This is a genomic window from Actinomyces sp. zg328, from assembly GCF_009829635.1.
Classification (GTDB): Bacteria; Actinomycetota; Actinomycetes; order Actinomycetales; family Actinomycetaceae; genus Actinomyces; species Actinomyces marmotae.
Genome location: NZ_VWPE01000020.1, coordinates 31,626 through 46,190 on the forward strand (window position 1 = coordinate 31,626; position 14,565 = coordinate 46,190).

Here is a 14,565-nt window from a genome sequence, read left to right on the forward strand (position 1 = left end):
ATGGGGGGTTTCGGGTCATAACCTTTCATCACCGCACAAAGTGACCGATATGAAGGAGATTACAGGTCATGGCGCTTCCCACCCTCACCCCCGAGCAGCGGGCCGAGGCCCTCGCTAAGGCCGCCGTCGCGCGCACCCGCCGCGCGGAGGTGAAGATCGCACTCAAGCGTGGTGCGATGAGCCTGTCAGAGCTCTTCGACCTCGCTGCGACCGACGAGGCTATCGGCAAGATGAAGGTCCTCGACCTTCTCCAGTCGCTCCCTCGTGTTGGCTCGACGACGGCTCACAACCTCATCGAGGAGATCGGGATCTCCGAGTCCCGCCGCGTTCGAGGCCTGGGGGCGCAGCAGCGCGCTGCCCTCCTGCGCCGCTTCCACTGAGCTTCCCCGGGTTCCCTCCCTGACGAACTCAGCACCCTGAAGGCTCCCCGCGATCGCCATCGGCGACGCGGGGAGCCCTCTTCCCCGCGTCGGCCTCGCGGGCATCGTGGACGCGCTCGGGGATCGCCAGCGCCCACCCGCCGCGCGGGGGCCGGCGCGGCGCGCGGGGGAGGGCGGGCCCGGTCGAGGACGACCACGACCAGCGGAGAACTCCCTGTCAACATCCCCGCCCCCACAGGATTTTCTGGAGACGGCTCCGGATGGCCCATGATTGGGGCCATGATGCCCGCGATCCCCGCGCCCTCCCCAGTGACACCGCCAGCGCGGCCGCCGGCCCGACTCACCGTGGTCGCCGGGCCGACCGCCGTCGGCAAGGGGACGATCGTCGCCGAGCTGCGTGACCGCCACCCCGAGCTCTTCGTCTCCGTGTCCTGCACCACCCGAGCGCCGCGCCCGGGCGAGGAGGACGGCTTCCACTACCGCTTCGTCGACGACGCCGAGTTCGACGCCCTGGTCGAGCGGGGAGACATGCTGGAGTGGGCGCTCGTCCACGGGGCCCACCGCTACGGCACCCCCCGGGGGCCGGTGGCCGATGCCCTCGCCCAGGGGCGCCCCGCCCTCCTCGAGATCGACCTCGCCGGGGCCCGGCAGGTGCGCGAGTCCATGCCAGGCGCCCTCTTCGTCTTCATCGCCCCACCCAGTTGGGAGGCCCTCGTCAACAGGCTCGTGGGCCGGGGCACGGAGGGCGCCGCCGAGCGGGAGCGCCGCCTGGCCACCGCCCGCACCGAGATGGCGGCGGCCGAGGAGTTCGACGTCGTCGTGGTCAATGACACGGTGGAGCGCGCCGCCGCCGAGCTCGAGCGCCTCCTCGGACTGCTTCCCGCCCGCTCCTAGGATCGGTTCATGGCTCTCCCCACGCTCCGCCCGCGCCCGGCTGGGGCCAGCAGCGGCGCCGATGCTCATCCGGGCAGGCGCCGCGTCCTTTGCCTCGTTCCCGCCGCGGCGATGGCGGGCCTGCTCGCCGCCTGCTCCTTAGAGGCCAGCCCTTCCCGGGTCTCGGCGACGACTCCCTCCCAGCCCGCCCCCCTCCAGCCGTCGGCGGGCCTCACCCCGGGCGGAACGGTCTCAGCGAGCCTCCCGCCGGGCGGCACGGTCTCAGCGAGTCTTCCGCCAGGCGGCACGGTCATCGACGTGCGCTCCAGCGAGGAGTACGCCCAGGGGCACCTCGAGGGCGCGATTAACATCGATGCCGACTCCGCCGACTTCGATGCCGCCATCGATCGCCTCGACCGCGGTGCCGCCTACGCCGTCTACTGCCGCTCGGGCGACCGCTCGGCCAGGGCCGCCCGGGCTATGAGGGACAAGGGGTTCACCAGCGTGCGGGACCTCGGCGGCTACCAGCAGGCCTCACTGGCGCTCGGCGTCCCCGTCGTCACGGGCTGAGACGGGCACCACGGCGCCTCGGGGCCGGGTGGGTGGTGATTCCCCGCCCCCTGAGGCGCTAGGATGTCCTGGCTCGGCCCGTTGGCCAGCACCGGCCAGCACCACGGACGTATCCGGGCCCTCGCCCCCGCTCGTCGGAGCGGGGCCTGCCGGGCCCGTTGATACCCGATCGATCCGAAAGAGGAGCTCATGCTCGGAACCTCCCCCCAGCCCGAGGGCATCACGAACCCGCCGATCGACGACCTCCTGGAGAAGGTCGACTCGAAGTACGGGCTCGTGGTGGAGGCCGCCAAGCGCGCCCGTCAGATCAACACCTACACCCAGCAGCTGGAGTCCAACCAGTTCGAGTACTTCGGCCCGCTCGTCGAGGTGGCCCCAGAGGAGAAGCCCCTGGGCATCGCCCTGCGTGAGATCGCCGAGGACAAGCTCCAGGTGATCAGCGGTGAGGAGGCCCGCGCCCGCCGCGCCGAGGCTGACGCCGCCCGCCGCGCCGCCGAGGAGGACATGTTCGCCGACATCTCGCTGGACACCGCGGTCACCTTCGACGAGACCGAGACGACCGGCCCCGGCGTCGACAACATCGAGTTCTGACACGAGCACGCCCGTGCCGCAGCGCAGCGAGGCCGCTCATCGCGCCGCGCCCCCCGCGGGGCCGCGGCGCGTCGTCGTCGGCGTCGCAGGCTCCATCGCCGCCTACAAGGCGCCCACCGTCATCCGGCTCCTGCGCGCCCAGGGCCACGAGACGCGCGCCGTGGCGACCCAGGCCGCCCTGCGCTTCATCGGCGCCTCCGCCCTGGCGGCCGTCAGCGGCGGGCCGGTGGGCGCGGGAGTCTTCGACGACCCGGCCGCCGTCGAGCACGTGGGGCTGGGGGAGTGGGCCGAACTCGTCCTCGTCGCCCCCGCCTCGGCCGACCTGCTCGCCCGCGTCGCGGCCGGCCGCGCGGACGACCTGCTCACCGCCACGATCCTGACCACCACGGCGCCCGTCGTCCTCGCGCCGGCCATGCACACGCAGATGTGGGCCAACGCCGCGACGGTCGAGAACGTCGCCACCCTGCGCCGCCGCGGGCTGACCATCATCGAGCCCGATGTCGGGCCCCTCACGAGCGGGGACTCCGGCGCGGGGCGCCTGCCCGCCCCGGAGCGGATCGTCGCCGAGGCGCTGGCCGCGCTGACCGGGGCGACCGCCGCCGCGCGTCGCGCCGGCGGCCAGGAGGCGGCCTCCCCTGGTCCGCTGTCCGGCCGGCGCCTCGTCGTCTCCGCGGGCGGCACCCAAGAGCCCATCGACCCCGTGCGCTTCATCGGCAACCGGTCCTCCGGCCGTCAGGGGGTGGCCATCGCCAGCGCCGCCGCCGCGCGGGGCGCCGACGTCGTCCTCATCGCCGCCAACATCTCGCCCGAGGTCCTCGCCCCCCTGGGAGGGGCGACAGCCGCGCCGGGCTCCGGAACCGCCCGGATCGTCGAGGCCCCCACGGCCCTGGACATGGAGGCCGCCGTCCGCTCGGAAGCCTCCAGCGCCGACGCCGTTGTCATGGCGGCCGCCGTCGCCGACTTCCGGCCGGCCCACCCCGGGATCTCCAAGATCAAGAAGCAACGCCTGGCCGACGGTGCCGGCCCGGCCGCGGGCGGCGCGGACGAGGGCGCCCGGCCCGCGCGGGTGCCGGCGCCCATCGAGTTGGTGACCAATCCCGACATCCTCGCCGGCCTCGTCGCCGATCCCCCCCGGCCGGGGCAGCTCATCGTCGGCTTCGCCGCGGAGACCGGGGACGAGGAGGGCGACGCCCTCGCGCATGGCGCGGCCAAGGCCCGCCGCAAGGGCGCGCACCTGCTCGCCGTCAACGCCGTCGGCGACGGCAGGGGATTCGGGGACGTGCCCAACGCCGTCGTCGTGCTGGATCCCCAGGGCGTTGAGGTGGCCCGGGGCGAGGGCACGAAGGCGGAGGTCGCCGGGCTGCTCCTGGACCTCATTGCCGAGCGGCTTCCCCGCTGAGCGGAGCCCTCCTTGGCGCGTACCGCGGGGATAGGTGCGGGGCGCGAGGGCGGAACGGGCGGTCATTCCTGTCGGGGGCCGTGGTTAAGATGCGGCCGTGACTTCCCAACCGCGCCTCTTCACCTCCGAGTCGGTCACCGAGGGCCACCCGGACAAGGTCTGCGACCGCATCTCGGACTCCATCCTCGACGCCATCCTCGCCCAGGACCCCGATGCGCATGTGGCCGTCGAGACCATGGTGACCACGGGGCTGGTGCATGTGGCGGGGGAGGTCACCACTTCGGCCTACGTGGAGATCCCGCAGATCGTGCGCGATGAGATCGTGCGCATCGGCTACGACTCCTCGGACGTCTGCTTCGACGGCCGCTCCTGCGGCGTGTCCATCTCTATCGGCCAGCAGTCCCCGGATATCAACGCCGGCGTCGTCAAGGCCCTCGAGGTGCGCGATGACTCCTCTGACCTCGACCCCCTCGACTTCCAGGGCGCGGGGGACCAGGGCCTCATGTTCGGCTACGCCTGCACGGACACCGCCGCCCTTATGCCCCTGCCCATCCACCTCGCCCACCGGCTCGCCGAGCGCCTGGCGGCCGTGCGCAAGCAGGGGATCGTGCCCGGCCTGCGCCCCGACGGCAAGACCCAGGTGACCATCGGCTACGACGGCGATCGCGCCGTGAGCATCGAGAGCGTCGTCATCTCCACCCAGCATGATGAGGACCGCAGCCGCGCATGGCTCACCGATGCCCTGGCGGCCGAGGTCATCGAGCCCGTCATCGCGGCGGAGCAGGCGGCGGGGATGGACGTGGCGGTCGGCGGCATCGACCTGCTCATCAACCCCTCCGGCCAGTTCGTCATCGGCGGGCCCACCGGGGACGCGGGCCTGACCGGCCGCAAGATCATCGTCGACACCTACGGGGGCATGGCGCGCCACGGGGGCGGTGCCTTCTCCGGCAAGGACCCCTCCAAGGTGGACCGCTCCGCCGCCTATGCCATGCGCTGGGTGGCCAAGAACGTCGTCGCCGCCGGGCTCGCCACCCGCTGCGAGATCCAGGTGGCCTACGCCATCGGCGCCGCCCGCCCCGTGGGCCTCTACGTGGAGACCTTCGGCACTCACACCGTCCCCGTCGATCGCATCCAAGCCGCCATCGACGAGGTCTTCGACCTGCGTCCCGCCGCCATCATCCGCGACCTCGACCTCCTGCGCCCCATCTACGCGGGCACGAGCGCCTACGGCCACTTCGGCCGTCCGGGATTCAGCTGGGAGGCAACGGATCGCGTCGAGGCTCTGCGCGCGGCGATCTGAGCCCGGGGGACGCGCGATGGGCGAGCCGATGACGGGCCGATGACACGCACCGCCCAGCAGGGCGAGCTCATCGCCGCGCCCGCGCGCCCCGAGCGCACGATCACCGCGCCCGACGGCGTCATCGACCCGGTGGCCAGGGTGCTTCTGGACACCCCCGTGTCCCACCTCGACCGGCTCTTCGACTACCGCGTCCCCGCCGCGCTCGACGCCGACGCCCGAGTGGGCACGCGCGTGGCCGTGCGCTTCGGCGGCCAGGAGGCGCACGGATGGGTCTGGGAGCGCGACTCGACCACCACCCACCCGGGCGCGCTCACACCCGTGCGCAGGGTCATCTCCGATCTGCCGGTCCTCACGCCTGCCACCATGCGCTTAGCCGAGTCCGTGGCCGAGCGCGGCGCGGGGTCCCGCCCCGATGTGCTGCGCGTGGCCGTTCCGCCACGTCACGCCCGCGCCGAGGCCTCCGCGCGGGAGGGGCCCGCTCCCGTCCTGCCCCGGTGGCCCGCCCCCGGCAGCGGCGGCTGGGCGGCGTATGAGGGCGGCGCGGAGATGCTGCGCTCGCTCGCCGACGGCGGCGCCCCCCGGAGCGTGGTCACCGTGCTGCCCGGGCGGGAGGGCGTGACCGCGTCCTGGCCCGAGCTCCTGGCTGACGCCGCCCAGGCGGCGCTCAGCGCAGGCAGGGGCGTGCTCGTGCTTGTCGCCACCGCCGAGATGACCGAGGATCTCGCGAGCGCTCTCACGGCGCTCCTGCCGGGCGAGCCCGTGGTCACCCTCGCGGCGGACCGCGGTCCCGCGCGGCGCTATCGGGCCTTCACCCGCCTGCTCCTGGGCCGCGCCCGCGTCGTCGTGGGCACGCGCGGCGCCGCTTTCGCGCCTGTGGCCGATCTCGGCCTGGCAGTCATCTGGGATGATGGCGATGACCGCCTCGCCGAGCGCCACGCCCCCTACGCGCACGCTCGCACCGTGCTCGCCCTGCGCTCCAGCCTGGAGCGCTGCGGCCTGCTCATCGCCTCCCACGCGCGCAGCGTCGAGGCCCAGGCCTATGTGGAGCGCGGGTGGGCCGCGAGCCTGGCCGCCCCCAGGAGCGTCGTGCGCGCCGCGGCCCCGCGCGTGGAGGTTCCGGGCGTGGAGTTGGAGGCCGAGGGGGCCTCCGGGGCCGCCCGTTTCCCCTCCTTCGCCCACCGGGCGGTGCGCGCGGCCGTCGAGGCCGGGCCGGTCCTCATCCAGGTGCCACGCGGGGGCTACGCCCCGCTCGTGGCCTGCGATCGCTGCCGGGCGCCGGCGCGCTGCGCCACCTGCGGCGGGCCCATGACCATGGAGCGCGGGGGAATGACGTCCTGCCGGTGGTGCGGGAGGTCCCCTCACGGATGGCGCTGCGAGAGTTGTGGCTCCGAGCGCCTGCGGATGCGCTCCGTCGGCTCGGCGCGCACGGGGGAGGAGCTGGGCCGGGCATTCCCCGGAGTCGGCGTCGTTGTCTCCGGGGCGAGGGAGGATCACGGCGTTATCGCCGAGGTCGATGACTCGCCTCGGCTCGTCGTGGCCACCCCGGGGGCGGAGCCGGTCGCCCAGGGGGGCTACCGGGCGGTCATCCTCATGGATGCCGGGGCCCTGTCCTCACGGGTGGACATGGGCGCCACCGTGGAGGCGGTGCGCCGTTGGACGAACGCGGCCGCGCTGGCGGCGCCCGGCGCGCGGGTCATCGTGCTGGGGGGCCCCGAGCCCGTGGCCGCGCAGCACTTCCTGCGCTGGGACCACGAGGGCTTCGCCCGCAGGGAGCTGGCCGAGCGCATGGAGTTGCACCTGCCGCCGGCATGGCGGACCGCCTGCCTTGACGGGCCCCGCCGCGCCGTCGAGGACCTGCTCATGGCGGGGCAGGACGAGGGCTACGAGGCGCTGGGGCCCGTCGAGGCTCCGCGCGCGGGAGGCGGGCGGGCCACGGACTCCGCGCAGGCCTCCCAGGCGACTCACCGAGGACTGCTGCGCGCGCCGGCGCCCCGGGGCCGCGAGCTTGCCGCGTGGCTGCGTCATCGCCTGCGGGACCGCTCCGCCCGCCGCGAGGACCCCATCCGGGTCGAGCTCGACCCGACTCGACTCTGGTAGCGATTCGATCTCAGCGGCGGATCGCCTCGTTCCCGGTGCTACTTTCCAACGGTGGGCCCATCCACTCCCCCTCATGGCGCCCTGCCCCGCGCGGCGCCCCTGCCTCCCCAAGGAGCCATCGTGCTGATCCCCCGCCGTTCCCTTGCCATCGCCGTGTCCGCGGCGCTCATCCTTCCCATGCTCGGCGCCTGCGGCACCGATCGCGAGTCCTCCTCGACGAGGCCGACATCGAGAGCGGTCTCGACCACCGATTCTCATGTCGCCTCGGAGGAGGAGAGTCGCGCCGCGGCTGAGGCTGAGGCCTCCCGGCAGGCCGAGGCCACGAGGCAGGCGGAGGCGAGCCAGGCAGCTGCCGAGGCCACGAGGCAGGCGGAGGCGAGCCAGGCAGCCGCCGAGGCGAGTCGAGCCGCCAAGGAAGAGGCCGACCGCGTGGCGGCTGCGGCTGAGGAGGCACGCCAAGCGGAGGCCACTGAACAATCGGAGCAGGAGCCGTCCTCCGGTCGGGGAAAGGCCGATCAGCGGATCGCCCCGCTCGCCGGCACTGGCGGCTCCTCGTCATCCAGCAAGGGCGGCCCCGCCTACTACTCCAGTTGCAAGGAGGCCAAGGCCGCCGGAGCCGCACCGCTCCACCGAGGCGATCCTGGGTACCGGTCCAAGCTCGATCGAGACGGTGACGGCATCGCCTGCGAGAAGTGAGGACGCCCCTGCGGCCTCGGCCCGCAGATACCGTCTCGGCCCGCTCCTGCGGCCTCGGCCCGCAGATACCGTCTCGGCCCGCTCCTGCGCCCTCGGCCCGCAGATACCGTCTCGTCCCGCTCCTGCGCCCTCATACTGCGAGGATGAGACGGTAACGGCGGGCTGAGACCGTAAGAGGGGGCTGAGACGGTAACGGCGGGCTCAGACCGTAAGACGGGGCTGAGACGGTATCGGCGGGCCGAGACGGTATGACGGGGCTCAGACGGTAACGGCGGGCTCAGACCGTACGACGGGGCTGAGGGCGGCCGCTACAGTCGGGGCGTAAGCACTGCGATCACTGCGATAACCGTGATCACCGCGAGGCCTGTGAGCGCCGGAAGCGCCTCGGGCTCGTCCCACCCGCCCCGTCACGTCATGAGCATTGAGAACCGTATGACCCCCATGAGTCCTATTAGCCCTACGAGTCCTATGCCCCCCATGACTCCTATGAGCGCTGATCCCGCGTGGTCGCGGCGCCCGCCATCCCAGCGATCCGCCGGCCCCGCCGGCGTGAGCACCGCTGGCCCCGCCGGCGCGAGCGCCGCCGGCGCCATGGGCGGGGTCGACGCGATCATCCTCGACCTGGGCAACGTGCTCTACGCCTGGGAGGCCGTCGCCGCCGTCGCCGGGCGCGTGAGCCTGCCCGCCTGGGAGGAGTTCTGCGCGGGTGCCGACTTCACCGCCCTCAACCGCCGCTCCGACCTCGGGGAAGACTTCGACGTCATCGTCGCCGACCTCGCCGCCGCCCACCCCGAGAGGCCCGACTGGACGGACATCCTGCGCACCTATCGGGCCTGCTTCCGCGATTCCCTCACCGGCCCCGTGCCGGGGATGGCGGACCTCGTTGACGAGTTCCTCGCCACAGGGCTTCCGCTGTACTGCCTGACCAACTATGACGGCCCCACCTTCGACGCCACCCGCGACCTGGTCCCGCAGCTCGACCGCTTCTCCGGGATCGTCGTCTCCGGCAAGGAGCACCTCATCAAGCCCGATCCCGCCATCTTCCGCCTCACCCTGGAGCGCTTCGGCCTCGAGCCCACCCGCGTCCTCTTCATCGACGACTCCCCGGCGAACACCGCCAGTGCCGCCGCCATGGGCATCCTCACTCACACCTTCACAGGCGCCGGCGCCCTGCGCGCCGAGCTCGTCGAGCGCGGCGTTCTGCCGGCCCGCGCCACCCGCCCCTAGACTGGCGCCCATGCGCATACTCTTCGCCGGGACACCCGAGCCGGCCCTCCCCGTGCTGCGGGCACTCATGGATTCTCCCGAGCACGAGATCGTCGGAGTCCTCACCCGGGCGGACGCCCGCTCCGGCCGCGGCCGGGCCCTGCGCCCCTCGCCCGTGGCAGCCGTCGCTCGCGAGGCCGGCATTGACACGCGCACCCCGGTGAACCTCAAGGACCCCGAGACCCAGGACTGGGTACGCAAACTGGGCGTTGACGCGGCCGTCGTCGTCGCCTACGGCCGGCTCGTCCCTCCCGCCCTCCTGGACGTCCCCGCCCACGGCTGGCTCAATCTCCACTTCTCCCTCCTGCCCGCCTGGCGCGGAGCGGCCCCCGTTCAGCACGCGATCATCCACGGCGACGACGTCACCGGCGCCTGCGTCTTCCGCCTCGAGGCGGGCATGGACACCGGGCCCGTCCACGCGAGCCTGGCCGAGCCCATCGGCCCCACTGACACCGCCGGGGACCTCCTGGCCCGCCTCGCTCACGCCGGAGCGCCCCTCGTCCTCGACGTCCTCGCCCGTCTCGCCGCCGGCGGCGCGCGGCCCGCCCCCCAGCCCGATGAGGGCGTGAGCCTGGCCCCGATGCTCACCCCCGACGACGGGCGCATCGACTGGGAGCGCTCGGCCGCTGAGATCGACCGCCAGATCCGCGGCGTCACCCCCGCGCCCGGCGCTTACAGCACCTATCGTGGGGCCCGTTTCCGCCTCGGGCCCGCCGCCCCCGTTCCCGGGGCCTCCGATGCGGGCGCCGGCGCCCTCGCGCCCGGTGAGCTGCGCGTCACCAAGCGGGAGGTCCTCGTGGGCACGGGCGCCGGCACGCTGCGCCTGGGACAAGTGGCGCCGGCCGGCAAGAACTGGATGGACGCGGCCGCCTGGGCCCGCGGCGCCAGGCCCGCTCCCGGCGCCCGCCTCGGCGAGCAGGCCGCCTCGACGGCGATGCCGGGAGGCGAGCGCTGATGGCCGGGCGGGCGGGCGGCAGCGGCCAAGGACGGAGCGGCAGCGGCCAAGAAGGCCGGGGAGGCGGCCGTCGCGGCCAGCAGCGGGGCCATGCCGCCTCCCAGCGCCGAGGCCAGGGCCGCGAGCGCGGCCACGGCAACGAGGGCGGCCGCCATCACCCGGCCCGCCAGGGCTCCCAGCGGGGGCGCGGCCCGCGGGACGACGGCGGCTCGCAGCGGTCGCGCCCCAATCCCGACGCCGCGCGCCTGGCGGCCCTTGAGGCCCTGACGAGGGTCCGCGAGGACGGCGCCTATGCCAACCTCGTGCTCCCGCCAATCCTCGCCGCCGCGAGCCTCGACCGCCGCGACGCCGGTTTCGCCACCGCGCTGACCTATGGGGCTCTGCGCCTGGCGGGCCGCTATGACGCGATCCTCGCCCTGTGCGTCGACCGCCCCCTGGCCCAACTCGACGGCGTCGTCCTCGACGCGCTGCGCCTGGGCGCCCACCAGCTCCTCGGCATGCGCGTGCCCGCCCACGCCGCCGTGTCGGCCACGGTGGAACTCGCCGCCCACGCCGCGGGGCGCGGCGCCTCCAGCTTCGTCAACGCCGTCCTGCGGAAGGTCTCCGCCAAGGACCTCGATGCCTGGCTGGCCGAGTTGCGGGCCGCCGCCCCCGATGAGTTGGCCGCCTTGGCGGCCATCGAGTCCCACCCCGTGTGGATCGTCAAGGCTCTGCGCCAGGCCCTCGTGGTGAGCGGGCGCGATCCCAGTGAGCTCGAAGATCTCCTCGCTGCGGACAACGCCGATCCCGAGGTGGTGCTCTGCGCCCGTCCCGGCCTCGTCGAGACCGAGCGACTGGCCGCCGAGGCCCGCCGCGCCGTCGGCGACGAGCCGCGCCTGGGGGACACCAGCCCTTGCGCCGTGGTTCTGGCCGGAGGCGACCCCGGCCGCATCCCCGCGGTGCGCGACAGCCGCGCGGGCGTGGAGGACGAGGGCTCCCAGCTCGTCGCCCTCATGGCCAGCGAGCCGGCGATCACCGGGCGCGACGAGCGCTGGCTCGACATGTGCGCCGGCCCCGGCGGCAAGGCGGCGCTCCTGGGCGCCCGGGCCGCGCAGAGGGGCGCCCGCCTCGTCGCCAACGAGGTCGCGCCCCACCGCGCCAGGCTCGTCGAGGCCGCCGTGCGCGCCATCCCCGACGGCGTCGTCGAGATCCGCTGCGGGGACGGGCGCCAGATCGGGCGGGACGAGCCCGGGCGCTACGACCGCGTCCTCGTCGACGCGCCCTGCACGGGCCTGGGCTCCCTGCGCCGCCGCCCAGAGGCCCGCTGGCGCCGCGATCCCAAGGACGTCACCGAGCTCGCCGCCCTTCAGCGCGAGCTGCTCCTGTCAGCCCTTGCCGCCGTGCGGCGCGGGGGATTGGTCGCCTATGTGACCTGCTCGCCCCACGCCCTGGAGACCAGCCTCGTCGTCAAGGACGCCCTGAGCCGCGCCACGCGCGGCGGCATGAGCATCGAGACGCTCCACGCCGGCGACGCCGCCACCCGCATCGCGCCGCGACCGCCCGCCGGAGCGGACCGCGCCCAGCTCCAGCTCTGGCCCCACCTGGACGGCACCGACGCCATGTTCTGCGCCCTCCTGCGCCGCGACCGCTGATAGCGGGCCGATCGCGCACCACCAGCCCTGATACCTCACTGAGGAGACCCCGTCATGACCGCAACGCCCGCGATCCACCCCTCGATCCTCAACGCCGACGTCTCGCGCCTGGCCGATGAGATCGCCCGCATCGGCGGGCCCGGGGGAGCCGACGGCGTCCATGTCGATGTCATGGACAATCACTTCGTGCCCAACCTGTCCTGGGGGCTGCCGGTGGTCGAAGCCGTCCTGGGCTGCACGGGCCTGCCTATCGACGCCCATCTCATGATCGAGGACGCCGACCGCTGGGCCCCCGCCTACGCGGAGGCCGGGTGCGCCACCGTCACCGCTCACGCCGAGGCCACGACGGCGCCTGTCCGCCTGGCCGCGGAACTGCACCGCCTCGGGGCCCGCGCCGGCATCGCCCTGCGCCCGGCCACCCCGTTGGCGGCGGTGGCCGACGTGCTCGGCGATTTCGAAATGCTCCTGATCATGACCGTCGAGCCCGGTTTCGGCGGTCAGTCCTTCATCGAGTCGATGTTGCCCAAGATCCAGAGCGCCCGGCGCCTGGTGGGCCAGCGCGGCCTGGAGGTGAGCATCCAGATCGACGGCGGGGTCTCCGCGGCCACGATCGAGCGCGCCGCCGAGGCGGGCGCCGATGTCTTCGTCGCCGGGTCGGCCGTCTACGGCGCCGACGACGCGCTGGCCGCCATCGGCGAGCTGCGCGCGCTGGCCGCCGCCCACATGCGCTGAGGCGCGTCGGGGGATGCCCGGCGTGGTCGCGCGGGACTGGGCAGATCGGCCCGAGAGCCCTTCTCGTAGGGGATTCCTCTCAGGCGGCCGCCCGGTGCCGCAGCCCGACACGCCGTGACGGGCGCCTCGCCCCGCCCGTGAGACGCGCGTCTCAGGATGACTTTTCCCTGTCCTGGCGCGGAATGTCTCGGGACGATCACGCTGCTTCAAGGCCTCCGAGCGTGTTTGTGAGGATTCCACAATCGGTTCTCGGCGGGCCTGGGACGTAGCGTGGGGCATGACCGCAGGGGCTGTCTGTTTCGACAGGCCTCCCGCGCGGTCCGCGCCCGACACCCGCCGGGATGCGACGCAGACACCGCCGGCAGCCCGGCCCGAGCCCGCCGCCTCCCGCGCCCACCAGGGGAGGGGCGGCGGCGATCGGCCCGACCAGCGACGGCCCCAAGGAGCCATTGGTGACACACGGTCAGTACCCCTCCCGCGTCCTCATCGCCAATCGCGGCGAGATCGCCCTGAGAGTCATCCGCACCGTCAGGGACCTGGGAGGGACCTCGATCCTGCCGTACACGCCCGAGGACCTCATGAGCCCCGCCGCCGAGCTCGCCGACGAGGCCCACGCCCTTCCCGAAGGATCCGGCTACACGCACGCCGACGCCATCCTCGCCCTGGCCCGCGCCACCGGCGCCGATGCCATCCACCCCGGCTACGGCTTCCTGTCCGAGAACGCCGAATTCGCCCGCGCCGTCGTCGACGCCGGCATCACCTGGGTCGGCCCCAGCCCCGAGGCCATGGACGCCCTGGGGGACAAGATGAGCGCCCGCGCCACCGCCGAGCGCGCCGGCGTCGCCCCCGTGCCCGGGATCACCGAGCCCGTCACCTCCGCCTCCACCGTCATCGGCTTCGCCGCCGAGCACGGCTACCCGGTCGCCCTCAAGCGCACCGACGGCGGGGGCGGCCGCGGCATCACGGTTTTATCCAACGACGACGAGGCCCGCAGCACCCCCGCGTTCGAGTCGGCCAGCGCCGGGGGCGGCACCCTCATCCTCGAGCGCTTCGTCACCGCGGCCCGCCACATCGAGACCCAGTGCGCGCGCGACTCCCACGGCGACTTCGCCGTCGTGTCGACCCGCGACTGCACCCTCCAGCGCCGCAACCAGAAGCTCCTCGAGGAGGCGCCCGCCCCCTTCCTGCCCGAGGGCATCCATGAGGCCCTCGTCGACTCCTCCCGGCGCCTCCTGGAGACCGTCGGTTACGTGGGCGTGGCCACCTGCGAGTTCCTGCTCACCCCCGAGGGTGACCTGTGGTTCCTCGAGGTCAACCCCCGCCTGCAGGTCGAGCACTGCGTGAGCGAGGAGGTCACCGGCACCGACCTCGTCGAGACCCAGCTGCGCATCGCCGCCGGCGGCGAGCTCGGCGAGGTCCCGCCGGTGCGCGGGCACTCCATCGAGCTGCGCATCACCTGCGAGGACCCCGCCGCCGGGCTCGCCCCCTCCACCGGCACGATCACCCGCCTGCGCTGGCCCGCCGGCCCCGGCATCCGCATCGAGTCCGGGGTGGTCGAGGGCGACGTCGTCACCCCCATGTTCGACCCCATGCTCGCCAAGATCGTCGTCACCGGCGCCACGCGCGAGCAGGCCCTCGCCCGCGCGCGCCGCGCCCTGGCCGAGACGGTCGTCGAGGGCGTCACCGTGTGCACGGCCCTGCACGAGGCCGTCCTGGGCCTGCCCGCCTTCACCCAGCCGAACGCCTCCGGCCTCCTCGGGGTCACCACCCGCTGGATCGAGAACGATGTCCTGCCGGGACTGGCCACCGGCGCCCAGGGGGACGGCAGCGCGACCGCCGGCCCCGTCGCCGCGGGCAGCCAGGCCCCCGCCCCGGCCGCGGCCTCCACCCGCACCCGCTCCACCTACATCATCGAGGTCAACGGCCAGCGGGTCTCCCTGACGATCCCCGACGGCGTTTTCGGCGGGCACGGCCACCGCGGGGGCCTGGCGGGCCCCGGCGGGGGCTCGCACCGCGCCCACCGGGGCCAGCCCCTGCGCGGCCGCGGTGCGCGCGCCGCCCGCGTCGGCGCGGAG

The 14,565-nt window shown here is 74.2% G+C and carries 13 protein-coding genes; all 13 read left to right on the forward strand.

What is annotated here, in order from left to right; translation table 11 throughout:
- The first annotated feature begins 68 nt into the window (after positions 1-68).
- A complete protein-coding gene (gene mihF / locus GVV75_RS08525; RefSeq protein WP_159523802.1) occupies positions 69-380 on the forward strand; it encodes an integration host factor, actinobacterial type in 312 nt (103 codons plus the stop codon).
- Between the two features lie 279 nt (positions 381-659).
- Positions 660-1,274 carry a guanylate kinase gene (gene gmk / locus GVV75_RS08530; protein WP_235905320.1) on the forward strand — a complete coding sequence of 205 codons (615 nt, stop codon included), beginning with the start codon at positions 660-662 and terminating at the stop codon, positions 1,272-1,274.
- A gap of 9 nt (positions 1,275-1,283) precedes the next feature.
- Complete coding sequence (locus tag GVV75_RS08535) at positions 1,284-1,823, forward strand: rhodanese-like domain-containing protein (RefSeq protein WP_159716881.1); 540 nt, start codon at positions 1,284-1,286, stop codon at positions 1,821-1,823.
- Positions 1,824-2,012: 189 nt separating this feature from the next.
- Positions 2,013-2,414: a DNA-directed RNA polymerase subunit omega gene (gene rpoZ, locus GVV75_RS08540; RefSeq protein WP_159523798.1), complete on the forward strand. Its 402-nt coding sequence runs from the start codon at positions 2,013-2,015 to the stop codon at positions 2,412-2,414.
- Positions 2,415-2,427: 13 nt separating this feature from the next.
- Entirely contained in the window at positions 2,428-3,813 is a 1,386-nt protein-coding gene (gene coaBC, locus GVV75_RS08545) for a bifunctional phosphopantothenoylcysteine decarboxylase/phosphopantothenate--cysteine ligase CoaBC (RefSeq protein ID WP_159716878.1), read from the forward strand.
- Positions 3,814-3,910: 97 nt separating this feature from the next.
- Positions 3,911-5,113, forward strand: coding sequence for a methionine adenosyltransferase (gene metK, locus GVV75_RS08550; protein ID WP_159523794.1), 1,203 nt, complete (start codon positions 3,911-3,913; stop codon positions 5,111-5,113).
- A 39-nt stretch (positions 5,114-5,152) separates the two neighbouring features.
- Positions 5,153-7,210, forward strand: a complete 2,058-nt coding sequence (locus tag GVV75_RS08555) for a primosomal protein N' (protein ID WP_159814337.1) — start codon at positions 5,153-5,155, stop codon at positions 7,208-7,210.
- Between the two features lie 120 nt (positions 7,211-7,330).
- Positions 7,331-7,906 carry an excalibur calcium-binding domain-containing protein gene (locus GVV75_RS10145; RefSeq protein ID WP_236266113.1) on the forward strand — a complete coding sequence of 192 codons (576 nt, stop codon included), beginning with the start codon at positions 7,331-7,333 and terminating at the stop codon, positions 7,904-7,906.
- A gap of 486 nt (positions 7,907-8,392) precedes the next feature.
- Entirely contained in the window at positions 8,393-9,133 is a 741-nt protein-coding gene (locus tag GVV75_RS08565; RefSeq protein ID WP_328703545.1) for an HAD family hydrolase, read from the forward strand.
- 10 nt (positions 9,134-9,143) lie between these two features.
- On the forward strand, positions 9,144-10,127 hold the full coding sequence (fmt, locus tag GVV75_RS08570; protein ID WP_159523790.1) for a methionyl-tRNA formyltransferase: 984 nt from the start codon (positions 9,144-9,146) through the stop codon (positions 10,125-10,127).
- Positions 10,127-11,758 (forward strand): RsmB/NOP family class I SAM-dependent RNA methyltransferase, encoded by a 1,632-nt coding sequence (locus GVV75_RS08575; RefSeq protein WP_235905314.1) that lies wholly within the window; start codon positions 10,127-10,129, stop codon positions 11,756-11,758. Before fmt ends, GVV75_RS08575 begins: the two co-directional genes overlap by 1 nt.
- A 54-nt stretch (positions 11,759-11,812) precedes the next feature.
- Positions 11,813-12,490, forward strand: a complete 678-nt coding sequence (rpe, locus tag GVV75_RS08580) for a ribulose-phosphate 3-epimerase (protein ID WP_159625273.1) — start codon at positions 11,813-11,815, stop codon at positions 12,488-12,490.
- A 452-nt stretch (positions 12,491-12,942) separates the two neighbouring features.
- Positions 12,943-14,565: acetyl-CoA carboxylase biotin carboxylase subunit (locus GVV75_RS08585; RefSeq protein WP_159814341.1), on the forward strand; the 1,623-nt coding region annotated here is incomplete at its 3' end.

Bases quoted from the DNA above. Each gene is read 5' to 3' on its own strand.
- mihF (WP_159523802.1), top strand. From the start codon at position 69: ATGGCGCTTCCCACCCTCACCCCCGAGCAGCGGGCCGAGGCCCTCGCT.
- gmk (WP_235905320.1), top strand. From the start codon at position 660: ATGATGCCCGCGATCCCCGCGCCCTCCCCAGTGACACCGCCAGCGCGG.
- GVV75_RS08535 (WP_159716881.1), top strand. From the start codon at position 1,284: ATGGCTCTCCCCACGCTCCGCCCGCGCCCGGCTGGGGCCAGCAGCGGC.
- rpoZ (WP_159523798.1), top strand. From the start codon at position 2,013: ATGCTCGGAACCTCCCCCCAGCCCGAGGGCATCACGAACCCGCCGATC.
- GVV75_RS08555 (WP_159814337.1), top strand. From the start codon at position 5,153: ATGACACGCACCGCCCAGCAGGGCGAGCTCATCGCCGCGCCCGCGCGC.
- GVV75_RS08565 (WP_328703545.1), top strand. From the start codon at position 8,393: ATGAGCGCTGATCCCGCGTGGTCGCGGCGCCCGCCATCCCAGCGATCC.
- fmt (WP_159523790.1), top strand. From the start codon at position 9,144: ATGCGCATACTCTTCGCCGGGACACCCGAGCCGGCCCTCCCCGTGCTG.
- GVV75_RS08575 (WP_235905314.1), top strand. From the start codon at position 10,127: ATGGCCGGGCGGGCGGGCGGCAGCGGCCAAGGACGGAGCGGCAGCGGC.
- rpe (WP_159625273.1), top strand. From the start codon at position 11,813: ATGACCGCAACGCCCGCGATCCACCCCTCGATCCTCAACGCCGACGTC.